Here is an 18,981-nt window from a genome sequence, read left to right as displayed (position 1 = left end):
GGTAAACCACGAATACTCTACAGGCCAGTTGCGCCCCACATCATGCCCCCGATGAGCAAGCGAATGCCTGGGCCAGCTCCGGATCACTGGCAATGCTGCCGGGATGCGCCTGGCGATACTCACGCAGCGCCTGCTCCAGCCGCGCCCCACGCAGGCGGCCCTCGGAGGCGATGAACTGCAGCGCATCGTCGCGCGCCGCCTGATAGGTGCGCGCGGGACGGCTGGTGGATCCGCTCGCTGCGGCGGTACCGAGGCTGGAGCCAACGGTGAAATGGTCGGTGGAGTTACCTTTGCCGTCCATGCCCCAGGCCTGGGTGGTGAACGCCAGCCAGGCCAGCAGCACGCTGCCGGCGCGCGTCAAGAGACCGCCCGTGAGTCGCTGAAAGCCAGGAAATAGCCGTTGCAATCGCGCACCCCGAACTCCCGCGAACCATAGCTCGTGTCTTGCAGTGGCCAGGCGATGTTCGCACCCGCCCTGACTCGCGAGTGATAGCCCTCGACATCATCAATCACCAGATAGAACGTCCCCGAGCACCCCGGCGACTGTTGCCACAGGTCCGCCTGCGTGAACAGCAGGCGGCAGTCCTGCAACTGCACGGTGAGCGTCGATTGGGCGCTATCGGTAACGGTGAAGCCCAGTACGTCCCGATAGTGAGTACGGGTGGCTTGCAGATCGGCGCAATAGAGAATCGGGGCGATGGGCATGCTGGCCTCGTCGGTGAGCGTGGCGAATGTCGCGGATCATCGCCGCATTCGTCCTGGCCAGCAAGCGCACTGTATGCCGTGTTTGCCGGTCATCTGTATCTGACGCCCGGTCGCCGACGGCCCTAGCATCGAACTCCCGATCCAAGGTGCCTGTCATGAACGATATCCCTGCCACGCTCTATCTGCACGGCCTGGCCGTGCGCCCTCTGCAACCCAGCGACCTGGAGATGATCTGCGCCCAGCGCGAGGCCATGTTCCTCGAGGCTGGCGGTGATCCTGCACGCCTGTGCACCATGCGCAAACACTTCCGTCCGTGGCTGCGACCCCGCCTGGCTGATGGTCGCTACTACGGCTTCGCCCTGGTGGACGCTGGCCTGCCCGTGGCGGCGATCGGCCTGATGGAGATCGAATGGCCGCCCCACCCCGCTCACCCGAGCGAGGACCGGCGCGGCTATGTGCTCAACGTCTACGTCCAGCCCTCGCATCGGCGTCGAGGCCTGGCCTCGAGCCTGATGCGCCTGGCCGAGGCCGAGTTCATCCGCCGGGGCGTGGGCTTTGCAGTACTGCATGCCACCGAGGTCGGCAGGCCGGTCTATGCCGGGCTTGGCTGGGCAGCCACCACGGAAATGGCCAAGGTGCTGTGAAACCCTGACAGTTTTACCAGTTGCGCACACCGGGTCACGCTTGCACAGTCATCGCAGGGCCACACGGGGTGCATGGGTTTGACGTGTGCCGGCATAACGTTCAAGGTCGGGGCTGCGCACACCCACGACCCGATACTGCATGGAGCCTGTGATGCATTTCGACCTGATCCAGACCTTGAGCCTGGCCGGCAAGTCCGGCGTCCCCAACGATGACCGCATTGGCTGCGCCGAGCGCCATGCCTGGGTCATCGACGGCGCCACCGACCTGGGAGAACCTGGACTGCTGGGGGAGCGTGGCGGTGCGGCCTGGCTCTCATCGACGGCGCAACGGGCCTTCTGCGCCGCGTCTGGTTCGTTGTCGGGTATTTGCCACGACGTGTTCGAGAGCATCGCCAAAGCTTACGAGAATGAACGCCGCCGCGAGCCGTTCGGTAGCTGGGAACTACCGCGTGCCGCCTTTGCCGCGGTTGCCCTGGAGGGTGTCGAACTGGTCTGCGCGCATCTGGCCGACTGCGTGGTGCTGCATCGCGGCACGGATGGCGTACGCTTCCTTACCCCTGCGCCGGATCACGATGACGAATGCGCTGCCGCTGCCGCCCTCGGTGCCGGGATTGGTGCTCATGGCGTGCGCCCGCCTGCCGTGCTGGAGGACCGCCGTGCTGCGCGCATGCGTGCTCGGGAGGTGCTCAGCGTCGATGCCGCCTGCGCCCGTGAGCATACCCGCTACACACGCCACCCCGTCTCTCGAGGCGACGATATCGTGCTGATGAGCGATGGCCTGGCGGCGTTGCTCTCACCCTACAGGGTCCTTGAGCCCGATGGTTTCATCGATCAGTTGCTGTCCGACGGGCTGGACGAACTGGCCCGCCGGCTGCGCGCCATCGAGCGGGAAGATGCCGCCTGCCTGCGTTACCCGCGTTTCAAGAAGAGCGACGACGCTTCGGCGATCTGGTTGCGTGTTGCCTGAGGCGTCCATCCGAACGCATCCTGCCCCACTCAATCGACATATATTTTTGTATACACCGTTGATTCCAATCGTCAGTCGGCGCTAGGATTGCCCGGCTTGGCAACGCTCCATTTATATGTCAAGTGAAAGTAGACCCGTCGATGCCCTGGGGAGGGTGAGTCGACGGGTTTTTTATCGTCCATCGCTGTATATAAAAATCTATAACGAGGCCACGCGCCGTCACCGGCATGGCCCAGCAAGGAGCCGACATGAAGTCGCTAGCCCCCCGCCTGTCCCTGGCCGCGCTCGCCGCCATGGCCACCTCTCCCGCGTTCGCCGACGAGCAGGAAAAACCGTTCACCCTCGGCGAAATCCGTATTTCCGCGCCGCAGGACGACAAACTGGCCACCGGCAGCTCGGTGGTCGAGGCCGCCGACATGCGCCTGCATGATCGGGAGACGGTCGACAAGGCCCTGGCCCTGGCACCCGGCGTCAACCTCGCCTATATCGGCGGGCGCGCCGAGCAGGTGGTCTTCGTGCGCGGCTTCGATCGCCTGCAGGTGCCGGTGTTCATCGACGGCATTCCCACCTACGTGCCCTACGACGGCAATATCGATCTGGGTCGCTTCACCACCTACGACCTGTCGCGCGTCGAAGTGGCCAAGGGCTTCGCCTCGCTGCTGTATGGTCCCAACACCCTGGGCGGCGCGATCAACCTGGTCACCCGCCGCCCGACCCAGGCCTTCGAGGGTGAAGTGGGCGGCGGCCTGGAGCTGACCGACCACGGCAACGTCAATGCCTACCGCAGCTACGTCAACGCCGGCTCCAACCAGGGCAACTGGTGGATGCAAGGTGGCGTGTCCTATGTCGACTACGACTACACCCTGCTGCCCGACGACTTCAAGCCAACCAACAACCAACAGGGCGAAGGTCGCCGAGAGAACAGCGACAAGCGCGACGGCAAATTCAGCTTCAAGCTCGGCCTGACCCCCAACGACACCGATGAGTACGTGCTCGGCTATGTCCAGCAGCAAGGCCGCAAGGGCCAGCCGCCCTATGCCGGCGACCTGCCCGCCACCGGGCAGCGCAAGCGCTGGTGGGAGTGGCCGACCTGGGACAAGACCAGCCTGTTCCTGGCCACCCACACCCGCTTCGGCGAGCACGGCCTGAAGACCCGGGTCTACCACGACACCTTCAAGAACTCGCTGGAGAGTTTCACCTACAACAACGGCATCGTCGGCCCGCTGCAATCGGGCTTCCCCAGCAAGTACGACGACGAATCCAGCGGTTTCTCCATCGAGGGCGACCTCGCCCTGACAGCCAGCAACCGCCTGGGTATCGCCTACCACTTCAAGGAGGATGTGCATCGCTCCCGCGATGGTGGCGACCCGTGGACGCATTTTCGCGACCAGACCCAGTCCATTGCCCTGGAAGACACCTGGAAGCTCGACGAGGTGTTCAGCGTGGTCGGTGGCGTGTCGTACAACTACCGCAAGAGCCTGGATGCCGAGAACTTCGGCACCAACACGGCCTCGCCACGGGTCAAGACCCTGTACGACGAGCCCACCGGCAGCGACGATGCGGTCAATGCCCAATTGGGCCTGTTCATCAACACCGGCCCCCTGCTGGCCATCGACCACGACGGCCAGGTGCGCCTGACCGTGGCGCGCAAGAGCCGCTTCGCCACCATCAAGGACCGCTACTCGACCCGCTTCGGCACGGTGATCCCCAGCCCGGACCTCAAGTCCGAACGCGCCACCCACTACGAGCTGGGCTACGCCGGTTCGCTCAGCGACCTGTGGTCGCTGGATGCCGCGCTGTTCATCAGCGAGGTCGAAGACTCCATCCAGCAGGTCACCGTGGCGCCGCAGCCAGGCTGCGCGGCCCCTTGCGGGCAGTACCAGAACATCGCCAAGGCGCGCAACCAGGGTGTGGAGCTGGGCCTGAAGGGCGACATCGGCGACTGGCAGCTGGGCGCCAGCTACACCTACCTCGACCGCCAGAACCGCAGCAATCCGGACATCCGCCCGGTGGATACCCCGCGCCACAACCTGTTCGCCTCGGCCACCTGGAACCAAGGGGCCTGGCGTCATACCGGCAGCGTCGAGGCCGCCTCGCGCCGCTACAGCGCCTCGGACGGCACCCAGGTCGCCAACGGCTACGCCATCTACAACCTCAAGACCGGCTACACCTTCGCCAACGACCTGCGCATCGAGGCCGGCGTGCGCAACCTGTTCGACCGTCTCTATGAATACACCGAGGGCTATCCGGAAATGGGCCGCAACTACTTCGTGCAGTTCAATGTGCCGCTGTAAGCCATGGCTGCTGGCCCTCGCCCTGTGGAGCGGGGCCACGCAGGCGCAGCCGGTGGTGGTGCTGACCAGCTATCCCGAGGCGATGATGACCCGCTTCGAGGACGCCTTCGCCCAGGCCCACCCCGAACATCGCCTGCAGCTGGTGTGGCGCCAGGGCTTCGATGCCCTGCCCTTCCTGCTGCAGCCCGACCAGGGCGGCGTCGACGTCTACTGGGCGCCGTCGCCCGGCAACTTCGCCCGGCTGGCCCAGGATGGCGGCTGGCAACCACTGGGTATCGATCTCGCCGGGCTGCCGGCGAAGATCGCTGGCATGCCCTTGCGTGACCGCGACCAGCGTTACCAGGCCACGGAACTTGCGGGTTACGGCTTCGCCATCCAGCCTTCGTTGCTGCGGCAACTGAACGTGCCGGCGCCGCAGGACTGGCCCGACCTGCTTGACCCACGCCTGCGCGGGCGCGTTGCCCTGCCCGATCCAGGCCGTGTCGGCTTTGCCCCGGTCATGCTCGATATTGTGCTCGATGCCTATGGCTGGGAGCGTGGCTGGGCGCTGTGGAGCGAGCTGGCCGGGCAGTCGCGCCTGGTCAGCCGGGGTGGCACGCTGGTGAGCGACGAGGTCGCCAGTGGCCGTGTCGCGGTGGGGCTGTCGATCGACTTCTTCGTCGCCTCGGCGATCGCCAATGGCGAAGACGTGGGCTTCGTCTACCCGCGTCATGGCGGGCTCAATCCCGCGCATATCGCGATCACCGCCAAGGCCCGCCATGTGCAGGGCGCAAGGGACTTCGCCGCGTTCGTGCTGTCAGCGGACGGCCAGAAACTGCTGGCCGATCCCGAGATCCGCAAGCTGCCGGCACGCCCAAGCGTATACGCGCAGCTACCCGGCGACTATCACGACCCCTTCACTGCTGCGCGCCAAGGCGCCTACCGCTATGGCAACGACGCCTCGCGCGAGCGACTGGGACTGGTGAGCGCGCTCTTCAGCCAGTGGCTGAGCCTCTCTCACGAGCGGCTGAGCGGCTTGTGGAGCCGGGTCCATGCCGGTGAAAACGCCGGCCACGACCTGCAGGCCGTGCGCAACCAGCTCACTCAACCGCCGATCAGCTCGGCGCAAGCGCGCTCGCCCGAACTGTTGAGGCTGTTCGCCCTGCGCCAGGACCATGGCGCGCAGACATCGCCAACAGACGCGCTGGGCCGCCGCGAAATCGACTGGCAGTTCCAGGCCGCCTTGCGCTTCACCGAGGCCGAGCGCTTGCTCGACGGGATGGGGCTGTGAAGCGGGCTTGCACCGCGCTGCTGATGCTGCTGTGCGGCGCTGGACACGTCTGCGCGCAACCTGCCCGTACCGCCTTCGCCCAGCCCATGCCCGGGCTGGTCGAGGATGCGCAGCTGGAGCGCTTCTTTCGTGGTCGTGGCCTGTTCCACCAGGCCTGGGTGATCGCGCCGTCACTGGACAGCGCTGTCGACGGCCTGGGGCCCCTGCACAATCGCATCACCTGCATCGCCTGCCACCCGCGCAATGGCCGTGGCCAGGCGCCGGCTCAGCCCGGCGAACCGATGCGCAGCCTGTTGGTGCGGCTGTCGATCGAGGGCCTCGGCGAGCACGGCGAACCCGCGCCGCACCCGGTCTATGGCGACCAGCTCAACGAGCTGGGGATTCCCGGCGTGCCGGGTGAGGGCCGGGCACTGCTGAGCTGGGAGGAGCACCCACTACGACTGGCCGACGGTGAAGTGGTCATGCTGCGCAAGCCGAGCCTGCGCTTCGAAGCATTGGCTTATGGTGCGCTGGGACCAGTGCGCACCTCGGCCCGGGTGGCGCCTCCGGTGTTCGGCCTGGGGCTGCTCGAGGCCATCGAGGCCAGCACCCTTCAGGCGCTGGCCAACGCAGCGAAATCCGATGGCGTGAAAGGCCGGATCAACCAGGTGTGGAGCGTCGAACGCAAGCGCCTGGAGCCCGGCCGCTTCGGCCTCAAGGCCAACCAACCCGACCTTCGGCAGCAGATCGCCAGCGCGATGCACGGCGACCTGGGCATCACCTCGCCGCTGTACCCGCGACAGAACTGCACCCCGGCACAGACAGCCTGTCGACAGGCGCCAGGTGGGGGCGAACCGGAGCTCGATGGCCTGCAGCTGGCCGACCTGCATTACTACTTCGCCCACCTTGCCGCCCCGGCGCGTCGCGACCGCGACAAACCCGAGGTGATCGACGGTGAGCGGCTGTTCGCCGCCATCGGCTGCACCGCCTGCCACACGCCCGTGGTGCAGACCGGCAGGCATGCGGATTTTCCCACGCTACCGGCCCAGCGGATCGCGCCCCACAGCGACTTGCTGCTGCATGACATGGGCGAGGGGCTGGCCGACGGTCGCGCGGACTTTCTCGCCACGGGGCGTGAGTGGAAAACGCCGCCGCTCTGGGGGCTTGGCCTGAGCCAGATCATCGCCCCCGGCAGTGGCTACCTGCATGATGGCCGGGCCAGGAACCTGAGCGAGGCGATCCTCTGGCATGGCGGCGAGGCCGAGCCGGCCCGCGAGCGCTACCGGCAGCTGCCCGGCGCGGCGCGGCGAGCGCTGGAGGCGTTTCTGATGTCGCTCTAGGCATCAGTCCTTCATCGCGTGTTGGCGGCGAGGTGCTTGACCTAACCTTTGCAGCGCCTGTGAGATCGAGCGCCGCCCGCGCGGCGCATCGCGACGCAAGGCCGCTCCTACATCTGTTTCGGGCCAGTCAATCCTGTGCCATTACCTGGTCCGCCTTGTTGGCTCGACACAATTTCAGCGTGGGCGTTGCTGTCGCCCCACATGGCTCAGGGCATGCGCCAAGGCGGGCAGCGGTACTTTCACAGGAATAATTGGCCCGAAACAAATGTAGGAGCGGCCTTGCGTCGCGATGCGCCGCGCGGGTGTTTCGGGCCAGTCAATCCTGTGCCATTACCTGGTACGCCTTGTTGGTACGACGCGGTATCAAGGTGGGCACTGCTGGCGCCTCGCCTGACTTGAGGCATGCACCAAGGCGGGCAGCGGTACTTTCACAGGAATAATTGGCCCGAAACAGATGTAGGAGCGGCCTTGCGTCGCGATGCGCCGCGCGGGCGGCGCTCGATCTCACAGGCGCTGCAAAGGTCGCGGCAAGCACCTGGCGGCCCTCATACGGTCAATAGCCGTCACACCGTGGAGACTTGCCGGCAACCAGCGTCGCGCCCTAGTGAAAATCCCGACTGCGCACATCCAAACCCTGCAACAACGGGCTGAGATCTTCCAATCGCCGCGCAATCAGATGTCGCACCCCGCTTTCCTGTTCCAGCCGCCCGCTCACCTTCAGCAGTCGCGACCCCACCAGTGCCCGCCGCTGGCGCTCGGCCAGATCCCGCCAGACCACCACGTTGACCATGCCGTGCTCGTCCTCGAGGGTGACAAACGTCACCCCACTGGCCGTCCCGGGCCGCTGCCGGCCGACCACGATCCCGGCCACCGCGATGTTGTCGCCATGCTCGACATCCGTCAGCTCCCGCGAACTGCGACAACCCAGTGCGCGCAAACGCGAACGCAGCAACCGCAATGGATGCGGGCCAAGGGTGGTGCCGAGCGTGACATAGTCAGCGACCAGATCCTCACCCACGCTCGGTGCCGGCAACTCGACCGCCTGCTCGAGCTGCGGCTCGACCTGGGCGAACAGCGGCAACTGCGCTTGCACCGCCGCCACTTGCCAACGGGCCTGGTGCCGGTTGCCGGCCAGCCCGCGCAACGCCCCGGCATCGGCCAGGCGGGCGCGGGCACGGGCATCGAGCCCAGCCCGCAGGCACAGGTCTTCGACATCGCGCCACGTTCGCTCGGCCCTGGCTTGGCGCAACCGCTCGGCATCCCCTTCGCTGAAGCCCCGAATCTGGCGCAAGCCCAGGCGAATGGCCAGCGCGCCCTCGCCCACGGGCTCCAACGTGCAGTCCCACTCGCTATGGAACACATCCACGGGGCGCACCTCGACGCCCTGGCGACGAGCCTCCTGCAACAACTGATCGGGACTGTAGAAGCCCATCGGCCAGCTGTTGACCAGGGCGCAGGTGAAAATGGCCGGCTCGTGGCACTTCAACCAACTGCTGGCATAGCACAGCAAGGCGAAACTGGCGGCATGGGACTCAGGAAAACCGTAACTGCCAAAGCCCTTGATCTGCTCGAAGATACGTTCAGCGAAAGCCCGCTCATAGCCGTTGCGCAGCATGCCGTCGATCAGCCGCTGGCGATGCGGCTCCAGACCACCATGACGTTTCCAGGCAGCCATGCTGCGGCGCAGCTGGTCGGCCTCGCCCGGACTGTAGTCGGCGGCGACCATCGCCAGCTCCATCACCTGCTCCTGAAACAGGGGGACGCCCAAGGTGCGCTGGAAGACCTCCTGCAATTTCTCCGAAGGATAGGTGACCGGCTCCTGCTTGAGCCTGCGGCGCAGAAACGGATGAACCATGTCGCCCTGAATCGGCCCGGGACGCACGATGGCCACTTCGATCACCAGGTCATAGAACTCGACGGGCTTGAGCCTGGGCAACATGGCCATCTGCGCCCGCGACTCGATCTGGAACACGCCCATGGTCTCGGCGCGACCGATCATGGCGTAGGTGGCCGCATCCTCCTTGGGCAGGGTCGCCAGGCTGTAGTGCCGGCCCCGGTGCCGGGCGATCAGGTCGAAGCAGCGGCGCAGCGCGCTGAGCATGCCCAGCGCGAGCACATCGACCTTGAGCAGGCCGACCATGTCCAGGTCGTCCTTGTCCCACTGGATCACCGTGCGTTCGGCCATTGCGGCGTTCTCGACCGGCACCAGCTGATCCAGGGGCTGCTCGGAAATGACGAAACCACCCGGATGCTGCGACAGGTGTCGAGGGAAGCCTATCAACTGCTCCGCCAGCACCAGGATGCGCCGCAGCGACGGACTCTGCGCGTCGAAACCGGCCTCGGCCAGCCGCCCGGCGTCAGGAATGCGGTCGCTCCAGCGCCCGCAACACTTGGCCAGGGCATCCACCTGGTCGGCCGGCAAGCCGAGCACCCGCGCCACGTCGCGTACCGCGCCCGCGGCGTGGTAGCTGCTGACCACCGCGGTCAGCGCGGCGCGGTGCCGGCCATAGCGGCGAAACACGTACTGGATCACCTCTTCGCGACGGTCGTGCTCGAAGTCCACGTCGATATCCGGTGGCTCATTGCGCTCCCGGGACAGGAAGCGCTCGAACAGCAGGCGGTGCGTCATGGGATCGAGTTCGGTGATGCCGAGCACGAAGCACACCACCGAGTTGGCCGCCGAGCCCCGACCCTGGCAGAGGATGCGCTGGCCACGGGCGAAAGCGACGATATCGTGGACCGTAAGGAAGTAGCTTTCGTAGCCCAGTTCCTCGATCAGTGCCAGCTCCTTGTCCAGCACCGCGCGAACCTTGTCGCCGGCCCCCTGGGGCCAGCGCTCAGGCAGGCCGCGCTCGCACAGGGTACGCAGCCAGCTGGCCGGCGTGTGGCCCTCGGGCACCAGCTCGCGCGGATACTGGTACCTCAATTCGGCAAGGTCGAACGTGCAGCGTTCGGCGATCGCCAGGGTAGTTGTCAGCAACGCTTCGGGATACAGCTCGCGCAGCTGCTCCAGCGACCTCAGGTGGCGCTCGCCGTTGGCGAACAGGAACGGCCCGGCCTCGGCCACCGTGCAGCGCTCGCGGATGGCGGTCATGCAGTCCTGCAACGCACGGCGCCCGCGCGCATGCATGTGCACATCGCCACACGCCACCAGGGGAATCGCCAGGCGCCGGCCCAGCGCCTGCAGGCCGGCGAGGCGCGCGACGTCGTCGGCCCCCCGGTGCAGATGCGCCGCCAGCCACAGCCGCTCGCCGAAGGTCGCCCGCAATCGCTCGATGACATGCTCGTCCGGCTCTGCCACCCACAGCGCCAGCAAGCCCTGGTGATGGGCCTGGAGGTCTTCGACCAGCAATCGGTACTGTCCCTTCGGCGCCCGCCGTCGGGCGTGGGTGATCAGCGCGCACAGGTTCTGGTAGCCGGTGAGATCCTGCACCAGCAGGATCAGCTTCGGCCCCTGATGGACCCGGACCTCGCTACCGATGATCAGTCGCACCTGGTGCGTCTTGGCCGCCTGCCAGGCGCGGACAATGCCCGCCAGGGTGCATTCGTCGGTGATCGCCAGCGCCTGGTAGCCCTGCTCTCGGGCACGGCGGAACAGCTCATCGGCACTGGAGGCTCCGCGCTGGAAGCTGAAGTTCGACAGGCAGTGCAGCTCCGCGTAACCCTGGTGGTTCATGCGAACCAGCCTTGCAGCCACAACGGCCCGGGAGCGGCCAGGTCTCGGAAGGCCCAGCCGCGCAGGCCATTGTGGGTTTCGATGCGGTAATAATCGCGCCGCACATCACCACCGTCCCACCACCCGGACTCGATACGCTCGGCCGGCCCCAGCAATTGCAGACCGGCCTCGGACAGGGGCTGGGGCTCGGGCAGCAACCACCCGGGGCGACTGCCGGGCGCCATCACCAGCCGCCCCGCCGCACCTTGCTCGGCCCCTTGCCAGGCGCATTCGGGGCGATGGTCCGACTCGGCCCGCACGCCCTTGACCGCCTCATCGCCGAGCCGGGCGCGCAAGCGCTCGCGCAGTTGCTCCCAAGGCTGGGCCTGTTGCCGGCGCGGATCGAACAACGTCTGGCGCTGAGGCACGAAAGGTGGCAGATCGGCGGCGACCAACCGCAAGTTGCGCACCGGCGCCGGGATGCGCAGTGGCTCCAGGCGCCCACGCGCCAGCTCGAACAGCAGCGTGGCGTCGCGCTCGGCCGCCAGCAGGCCAACCTGCAGCAGCGTGTCCTTGCCGTCGGCGTGCTCCAGGTGCAGCACGAAACGCTGCACCCCGCAGTCACGCCCGGCGAGGAAGGCCGCCAGGTCGTTGACCAGGCGCCGCAAGGGAAACAGCAACGCCTGGTGCGACTCGACATCGAAGTTCAATTCGAGCCGAGCCTCGAAGCGATCGGGCGGCTGGTAGAAGTCCAGCCCCAGCGTGCGCAGGCCAAGCAACTGGTCCAGATGCAGTTGCACCTGGGCACTGAAACGCCTGGCCAGCGCCTCGCGTGGCAAGGCCAGCACCTGTCCCAGCTGGCGCAGGCCCATGCGGGCAAAGGCCTCGACCGCCTCCGCCGGCAAGCCGGCACGTTCGACAGGCAGGCTCAGCAGCGTGCCGCGGGTCGCATCCGGGCAGGTCAGGGCCAGGCCGTCGTAGCCATTGGCAAGCACGCGCGCCGCCACCGGGTTGCTGGCCAGGACGATGCGCTGGCGCAGCCCCAGTTCCGCCAGTTCCTGGCGCAGGCGGGCCTCGAGCAGCGGCCAGGACCCGAACAGTTGCAGGCTCGAGCCGACCTCCAGCAACAAGGCACGGGGGTAGTGCAGGCTGACCTGGGCGCTGAAGCGATAGGCCCAGGCGGCGAGCAGTTGTTGCAGTTGCTCGATGCGCGCCGGGTCGACTTCGACGCACGTGAACCCGTCGGCCAGGGCGCGGGCGGCGGTCAAGGTCTGCCCGGCGCGCAGGCCCAGCGCGCCGGCGGCATCGTTGACCGCCTGAAGCACGCGGCGCTGGGCCGGCCCGCCGATCAGCGCCAGCGGCGTGTCAGGGTCGTCACGCTCGCGCAGCACGGTGTCCAGCGCCAGCTGTGGCAACAGGATGCAAGCCCAGAGCATGGCGCATCAGCCTCGCCAGGCGATGGGCGTGACGGGCGGCAGGCCGCCACGGCACTTGAGCACGCGCCATTGCGCCGGGCGGCTGTCGAGGGCGATGCGCAGGGCGGCGGGTGACGGATTCAGCGCAGCCTGCTGTGGGCGGCAGGCGAACGCCAGGGCCGCGCCGGTTTCGGCGGCCACCTGCAAACGCCGCAGCGCTCGGTCGTCCGCGTGCTGCGGCCAACACAGCACCGCCGCGCAGCTGCCCGAACGCAGGCACTGCTCGGTCGCCCACAAGGCATCCTGAGCGTCAGCGTCGACCTGCACCAGCCAGCGCAGGTCGACCCCCGCGGCCTGCCAGGCCGGCGCATAGGGAACGAAGGGCGGCGCCACCAGCACCACCCGTTCGCCCGCCCCGGTCAGCCGGGCCAGCGTGGGCCAGAGCAGTTGCAACTCGCCACAGCCAGGGCTGGCCAGCAGCAGCTCGCTCAGCGCCGCCACCGGCCAGCCGCCATCCGGCAGGCAGGCATCGAGCGCCGTATGGCCGCTGGGCTGCAGCCCCGACGGGCGTGCCTGTACCTGCCGCCCGCGCCAGACCTGGCGCTGGTCGAGCAGGCGCTCGAGCGCCACCACCGCGCCCATCAGTCACGCCTCAGCAGGCCGCAGAACACGCCTTCGATGAAGAACTCGCGCGCGGAGCTCACGTCGATGGGGTCATAGGCGGGGTTGCGCGGCAACAGGCGATAGCCGTCAGCGGTGCGCTGCAGGCGCTTGATGGTCACCTCGCCATCGAGCCGGGCGACGACGATCTGACCGTCACGGGCCTCGCCCTGCTGGCGGATGCCGACCAGGTCGCCATCGAAGATACCGTCGTCGATCATCGAATCGCCGCGCACCTTGAGCAGGTAGTCGGGCGTGCGCCGGAACAGGCTGGGATCGAGCAGCAACTGCTCGTGGATATCCAGGTCGGGGCCGATCGGGGCGCCAGCGGCGACCTGGCCGAGCACCGGTACTTCGAGTATCTCCGGCCGGCGCAACGGCTCGGCCAGGCGGATGCCACGCGCCTGGTTGGGCGTGACGTCGATGAAGCCGGCCTGGCACAGGGCGGTGATGTGCTTGCGCGCCACGCTGCGCGAAGCGAAACCGAAGCGCTCGGCGATGTCGGCCAGCGACGGTGGCTGGCCCTGATCGGTGATGCGCTCGCGAATGAAATCGAGAATGGCGCGGCGTTTGGGGGATAGAGTGTCCATGGAGTACATTTGTACTCTTTTCGAAGCACACTGAACAGCCCCCTTCGTCGCGACAACACAAGAGCTACACCTGTCAGTACCGAAAACCTGCGCGCCCCAGCCCAGAAGATCCAGGACAAGTGCCCCTCTGTCGCCATGGGCATGGATGAAAGGGACATCGACTGAAAAGATTGGGTTGTCGGCTCAGAAATAGACCAGGGCTTCGACCAGGCCACTCAACTGGGTCCGGTCGCGGCCATTGCCATAGACACGGTCGTGCTCGACCGGCTCGAACCAGTCGTAACGCAGTTCGGGCCGGATGCTGACATGGCGTGTGACATCCCAACGAAAGCCGACCGTCACGGCATTGAAATCGCCGCGGCCGCTGGTGGTGGGGAACAGCACGAAGGCGTCACGGTCGCGGAAATGTTCGCCACGGGCGGAGAACGCCAAGTCCTTGCGGTACTGGTAGGTGACGACACCGTTCACACCCCACCAGGACGCGCCATCGAAACCAGGCCCGGTGACGATATCGACGGTACCGGCCTTGCCGTCGCCCGATTGGCGGCCATGGACCAGCTCACCGCCCATGGACCAGCGCGTGTCGAAGGCATGCCAGGCGTTGAGCGAGTGCTGCTGGCGCAGTTGCCCGTCAGCGGACACCAGGCGCGCGCTGGGCGCCTGCACGTCGTCCAGATCATGGTTCTCTTCGTTGCCGACCATGAACTCGTAGTCGACCCAGGTCTGCATGTCCGCCGTACGCCAGCGCACGGCGCCCAGCATCGACTTGCCGCCGTTGTTGTCACGCAGGTTGTTGCGCCCCTGCACGCCCCCCAGCTCCGCGCCGAGGATGCCACTGTCGCCGTTGAACAACCGGGTGCTGGCCAATACGCCAACCACGGTGCTGGGCTCGGAGACGAATGCATAGGTCTTGCTGGCGAACGGGTTGCGCGCCTCGCGGATGTTCGGCGGGATCTCGTAGCCCAGGGCCGGGCCGAAGATTCCGGCGATCAGGCTCACGCCTGGGCCGTAGGGCAGGTACAGCGACGCGAACAGGTTGGGCGTGGCGAGGAATCGTTCCTTGTCGCGCCTGGCCCGCTCGGGGTCGTCATCACCGGGTGAGTTGGCCGGCCAGTGCATGTCCCAGCCAAAGGTGCGGGCGAACTGGGCATTGCGCCCATGCAAGGTTTCCACGCTGAAGCCAAAGGACACGTCCTCGGGCTTGGGCCCAGGTAACGGTGTGACCCTCGGCACCACGTTGGCCACCAGCGCCTTGTCGGCGAACAGGTGCACGGAGGCCAGTTCGAAGCCCTCGTCGGAAAAGCCGGTCAGCGGCAGGTTGCTCAAGCCGTCTTCGCGCTCGTCATGGCTGGAGCGGTTGTTGCGCGCGTAGCCGATGTCCAGCAGGCCGGAAATCCGGATGCCATGGTCACGTTCCAGTTCCGGGCCAAGCAGCCAGCGCGCCAACGCGCCCTCCCCCTTTTCCTCCACCTCGGCCCTTGCACTCAGGGTTACCAGCGCGAACAGGCTGGCGCTCGCGCAGAGCAGTACTTTCTTCGACATGGCTGCCTCTTGTTATTGTTTTCAGCAAAGTGGCGAGCCCCGTCCCGGGATACCCTTCGTGGGGGACACACGCTCGCGAGCCTGGCCGTTGCCGGCCAGACGGGAGGGGCTCATGGAACAGGAACAGACTCAGTGGCGGGCCAGCACAGCCCGCAACGCTTGCAACAGATCCGCCTCGGCGGTGGCCGATGCACTTTGCGCACGCCAGGCGACATGCTGGTCGGGACGCACCAGCACGCAGCCGTCCTCGCCGACCCAGCGCAGGCGCGCCCAGTCGCCGTAGCTGTCGGTGTACTCCAGCCCCAGGCCAATGCGGCGCACCGCCAGGTCGATGCCCAACTCCCGCGCGACCGACTCGGCGGCACGGCACCAGGCCTCGCCGCCATGGCCGGTAAGCAGGGTCATGCGCCCGTGGCCGCAGATATCCAGCGTCGACCGGGTTCGGCCAGTGTCATCATGCAGCCAGGCATGAGGCAGGTGCGCGCCCGGCCAGGTGGTGGGCTGGTAATACAGCTCCGGGTCACGGGTGTACGCCGGCGCCTCGCTGCCGTCGCCCAGCACGGCACAACTGGCGTAGCGCTGGCCCAGCTCCACGCCGTGGCAACTGAACTGGTAATGCTGCAACTGGATGGCCTGCTCCAGGGCGGCCCGACGCTCGCGCCCCGTCGGGCTGTCGACCTTCAATTCATTCAGGCTCGCCCAGCCGTCGGCCTCGCTCTGGCCGGGCTTGAAGCCCAAGGCATTGGCGATCGGCAGCATGTTGCGCACGCTGGCCATGGCTCGGTCCACCACTTGGCGCCCCACCGGCTGGCGCTCCTGGCTGTAGCTGTCGAGCAGCCCCGGGCCTGCCTCGCCCTTGAGCGTCATGGCCAGCTTCCAGGCGAGGTTGTAGGCATCCTGCACCGAGGTATTGGTGCCCAGCCCGTTGGCCGGTGGGTGCCGGTGCACGGCATCGCCACAACAGAACACCCGGCCTTCAGCGTAGCGATCGGCGACGACATGGTTGATCTGCCATTTGCTGGTGGCCAAGACCTCCACCGGGATATCGGCATCGCCGATCACCCGCCGGGCGCGCTCGATCACCGCAGCCTCGCTCAAGTCCGGCTCCCCCTGTGCCGGGTCGTACATGTACAGCATCACCCACTCGTCCCACGGGCGCACGCAGATGAAAGTCCCGCTGCCTACCCAGTAGTCGTTGCCTGGCTGCACCATCCAGTACAAGACGCCCGGGCGACTCTCGCAGTACCGCCGCAGGTCAGCCCGCAGCCAGACGTTGACCGCGCAGCCCAGGCCCGTCTCACCCTGCAACGGGATGCCCAGCACCTCCATCACTCGGCTGCGAGCGCCATCGGCACCGATCATGTATTGCGCGCGCACGGTGAATTCGCGCCCGGTCCCGCGATCGAGCACCCGCGCGGTGACGCCATCGGCATCCTGGGTAAAGTCGAGCAGTTCGTTGTTGAAACGCATCTCGCTGCCAGCGCGCAGCGCCTCATTGGCCAGGATCGGTTCCATCAGGTGCTGGGGGATGTTGCACATGGCCGATGGGCTGGCCAGCTCATAGTCGGACTTGCGCTCGATGGCATTGCCCCAGGTCAGCAGACGCCCCAGCTCCTGCCCGCTGAAACTGGTGGCCCAGACGTTATTGGCCATCAGCTCGTGAGGGCTGGCGGCGGCGACCACCTGAGGCTCGACGCCCGCATCACGAAAAACCTCCATGGTGCGCTGGTTGGTGATGTGCGCCCGCGGGCTGTTGGCGGTCCAGCGGTACTTGTTGATCAGCAGGTTGCCAATGCCGTAGCGCGACAGCAACAGCGAAGCCGTGAGGCCAGACGGACCACCTCCGACGATCAACACAGGAACCTCGATGACTTCGGAGGTGTTTGGCAATTTCATGGTTGTACTCCGCACTCTTGTTCTTGGAATCGGAATGCCCAGCGCTTGCCCTGGGATCGGCGGGCAAGCCGACCCCGCGCCAACGGTCCGAAGCCGTTGGCCAAAGCGCATGAAAAGGGGCGTCAGGGTGTTGCGGGCGAGTCGTCAGCCACCCGACTCGGTGTTCTGGATGAAGTAGTCGGGCACCGCGGGGCCCCAGAGGTACAGCGAACTCTGCGCCGGGAAGTCACCTGCCGGCCATTGGCTGCCAGCCTCGATGAAGTCCATTTCAGTGGAGTACTCGTTGAACGATCCCCAGGGATCGCGCACGTAGTGGAAGTAGTTGGAGCCCAGGCAATGCCGGCCGGTCCCCCATCCTTCGACATACCCGGCGGCGGCCATCTGCTGCGCACCGTTGCCTACTTCATCGATGCTCGACACCTCCCAGGCCGCATGGTGGAAACCCTTGGCACTGCTGTGGGCGAACGCCACCAGGTGGTGGTCGCAACCATGCGGGGCGTGGGTGAAGGCGATCAGATCCTGGGAGCGATCAGAGAGTTTCAGGCCGAGCGCTCGCTCGTAGAAACGCACGGCCCGCGAAACATCCGGGGAAAAGAACAGCACATGGGACAAGCGCCGTGGCCGCACCTGACGCACCGTGTCCCGGCTGCCCACGCCACGCAGGCCACGCTCGTGGTGAACGGGAGCCAGACGCTGGTCCGGCATGGTCTTGGGTCCGGCCTTGATCTGCAACAGGTTGCCGTCGGGGTCGCGAAACCAGAAGCCATGACCGTCGCCTTGTTCGACGATGGCGCCGCTGCGCGCGACCTGCTCGCGCAAGGCCGCCAGGTCGGCATCAAAACAGTTGAAGGTGATCCAGGCCAGCGATTTGCCAGGGCCCGGCAACAGGCGAACCCAGCGATGGCCGTCAGCGGCGTGAATGTCCAGCTGCCCATCGAGCTCACGTACATCCAGCCCGAAGTGCTCGAAAAAATGCCGTGCCTGCGCCAGCGAAGGCACATGCAACGCGTAGTGATCGATCGAATGCACGCCACGGGTCGTGATGTTCATGATCGGGTCCCTCGTCTTGTTGTTGTCGAAGCCTGCGCAAGAGGCTTCCCTGCTCGATTGTCGCGTTAGCCGCTCAGGCCTCGTCGACGACCGGGTTGACCAGCGTGCCGATGCCCTCGATGGACACTTGCACCACATCGCCGGCCTTGAGGTAGACCTTGGGATTCATGCCGAAACCGACGCCGGCCGGCGTGCCACTGACGATCACGTCACCCGCTTCCAGGGTCACGGCTTCGCTGAGGGTGGAAATGATGGTGGCTACGTCGAACAACATGTCTTGGGTATTGGCCGACTGCACCACCTTGCCGTTTACCCGCGTCTGCAGCAGCAGGCCCTTGCCACCGGCGGGCAATTCGTCAGCGGTGACCAGGTCGGGGCCGAAGGCACCGGTGTCATCGAAGTTCTTGCCCACGGTCCACTGCGGCGACTTGAACTGGTAGTCGCGCACGGAGCCTTCGTTGAACAGCGCATAGCCGGCCACGCACTCCAGGGCCTTGTCCTTGGGGATATGCCGGCCACCGCGCTTGAGCACCACCGCCATCTCGCCTTCGTAGTCCAGCGTGTCGGAAACCCGCGGGCGTACCAGTGGCTTGTTGTGGGCGGTCAGGCTGCTGGCGAAACGTGGGAACAGGGTCGGGTAGTCCGGCTGCGCGTACGGCGACTCCTTGGTGTGGTCGGCATAGTTCAGGCCCACGCAAACGATCTTGCCCGGCTTGCGCAGCAACGGCAGGTAGTCCTGCTCGCCGACCTGCACCACCGGGCCACGAGCAGCTTGGCCATGGGTGGCCAGATCGACGCCACGCGCCAGCAGCGACTCCAGGGTTTCCTCGCCCAGCACCCTGACGCCTTCCGGGGTACGCACACCCAGCACGGCGAGGCCTTGATGATTGAAAGACAGATAACGCATGGATCGTGACCTCTTCTTGTGTTGTTCGGCCACCGCCCGGCTGGACGGCATGAGGCAAAGCTAAGCC

General features: G+C 66.6%; 15 protein-coding genes. 5 read left to right on the top strand and 10 right to left on the bottom strand.

Translation table 11 applies throughout. The features are described 5' to 3' along the window. Positions 1–40: 40 nt before the first annotated feature. Together ACYUME_RS11570 and ACYUME_RS11565 are read right to left on the bottom strand one after the other, a co-directional pair. Positions 41–361, bottom strand: coding sequence for a DUF2388 domain-containing protein (locus ACYUME_RS11570; protein ID WP_460418952.1), 321 nt, complete (start codon positions 359–361; stop codon positions 41–43). Beyond that, positions 358–705 (bottom strand): VOC family protein, encoded by a 348-nt coding sequence (locus ACYUME_RS11565; protein WP_460418951.1) that lies wholly within the window; start codon positions 703–705, stop codon positions 358–360. Before ACYUME_RS11565 ends, ACYUME_RS11570 begins: the two co-directional genes overlap by 4 nt. A gap of 155 nt (positions 706–860) precedes the next feature. Here ACYUME_RS11565 and ACYUME_RS11560 point away from each other — a divergent pair, with 155 nt between their 5' ends. The 5 genes from ACYUME_RS11560 to ACYUME_RS11540 all read left to right on the top strand — a co-directional run bounded on the left by ACYUME_RS11560 (position 861) and on the right by ACYUME_RS11540 (position 7,199). Then, the gene (locus ACYUME_RS11560) at positions 861–1,349 is read left to right on the top strand and encodes a GNAT family N-acetyltransferase (RefSeq protein ID WP_279887760.1); all 489 of its coding nucleotides are present in this window, start codon (positions 861–863) and stop codon (positions 1,347–1,349) included. Positions 1,350–1,500: 151 nt separating this feature from the next. Then, on the top strand, positions 1,501–2,316 hold the full coding sequence (locus ACYUME_RS11555) for a protein phosphatase 2C domain-containing protein (RefSeq protein WP_279887761.1): 816 nt from the start codon (positions 1,501–1,503) through the stop codon (positions 2,314–2,316). A 248-nt stretch (positions 2,317–2,564) separates the two neighbouring features. After that, a complete protein-coding gene (locus ACYUME_RS11550) occupies positions 2,565–4,610 on the top strand; it encodes a TonB-dependent receptor plug domain-containing protein (RefSeq protein WP_460418950.1) in 2,046 nt (681 codons plus the stop codon). Next, on the top strand, positions 4,597–5,880 hold the full coding sequence (locus ACYUME_RS11545; RefSeq protein ID WP_460418949.1) for an ABC transporter substrate-binding protein: 1,284 nt from the start codon (positions 4,597–4,599) through the stop codon (positions 5,878–5,880). Before ACYUME_RS11550 ends, ACYUME_RS11545 begins: the two co-directional genes overlap by 14 nt. Continuing rightward, on the top strand, positions 5,877–7,199 hold the full coding sequence (locus ACYUME_RS11540) for a di-heme oxidoreductase family protein (protein ID WP_460418948.1): 1,323 nt from the start codon (positions 5,877–5,879) through the stop codon (positions 7,197–7,199). Before ACYUME_RS11545 ends, ACYUME_RS11540 begins: the two co-directional genes overlap by 4 nt. 601 nt (positions 7,200–7,800) lie before the next feature. On the opposite strand, the gene ACYUME_RS11535 is transcribed toward ACYUME_RS11540, so the two are convergent. From ACYUME_RS11535 to ACYUME_RS11500, 8 genes are all read right to left on the bottom strand, one after another. Continuing rightward, complete coding sequence (locus ACYUME_RS11535) at positions 7,801–10,875, bottom strand: error-prone DNA polymerase (protein WP_460418947.1); 3,075 nt, start codon at positions 10,873–10,875, stop codon at positions 7,801–7,803. After that, positions 10,872–12,290, bottom strand: a complete 1,419-nt coding sequence (locus ACYUME_RS11530; RefSeq protein WP_460418946.1) for a Y-family DNA polymerase — start codon at positions 12,288–12,290, stop codon at positions 10,872–10,874. Before ACYUME_RS11530 ends, ACYUME_RS11535 begins: the two co-directional genes overlap by 4 nt. A 6-nt stretch (positions 12,291–12,296) precedes the next feature. Next, positions 12,297–12,911 carry a translesion DNA synthesis-associated protein ImuA gene (imuA, locus tag ACYUME_RS11525; RefSeq protein WP_460418945.1) on the bottom strand — a complete coding sequence of 205 codons (615 nt, stop codon included), beginning with the start codon at positions 12,909–12,911 and terminating at the stop codon, positions 12,297–12,299. Continuing rightward, a complete protein-coding gene (gene lexA, locus ACYUME_RS11520; protein WP_460418944.1) occupies positions 12,911–13,528 on the bottom strand; it encodes a transcriptional repressor LexA in 618 nt (205 codons plus the stop codon). The genes imuA and lexA overlap by 1 nt, the downstream gene beginning before the upstream one ends. 174 nt (positions 13,529–13,702) lie before the next feature. Next, the gene (locus ACYUME_RS11515) at positions 13,703–15,061 is read right to left on the bottom strand and encodes an outer membrane beta-barrel protein (protein ID WP_460418943.1); all 1,359 of its coding nucleotides are present in this window, start codon (positions 15,059–15,061) and stop codon (positions 13,703–13,705) included. A gap of 129 nt (positions 15,062–15,190) precedes the next feature. After that, positions 15,191–16,957, bottom strand: a complete 1,767-nt coding sequence (locus ACYUME_RS11510) for an FAD-dependent monooxygenase (protein WP_460418942.1) — start codon at positions 16,955–16,957, stop codon at positions 15,191–15,193. A 144-nt stretch (positions 16,958–17,101) separates the two neighbouring features. Next, a complete protein-coding gene (locus tag ACYUME_RS11505) occupies positions 17,102–18,007 on the bottom strand; it encodes a VOC family protein (protein ID WP_460418941.1) in 906 nt (301 codons plus the stop codon). 73 nt (positions 18,008–18,080) lie between these two features. Beyond that, a complete protein-coding gene (locus ACYUME_RS11500; protein WP_279884272.1) occupies positions 18,081–18,914 on the bottom strand; it encodes a fumarylacetoacetate hydrolase family protein in 834 nt (277 codons plus the stop codon). Positions 18,915–18,981: the final 67 nt, after the last annotated feature.

Source organism: Pseudomonas sp. microsymbiont 2 (assembly GCF_054788395.1).
This window is presented reverse-complemented; position numbering and strand designations above follow the sequence as displayed.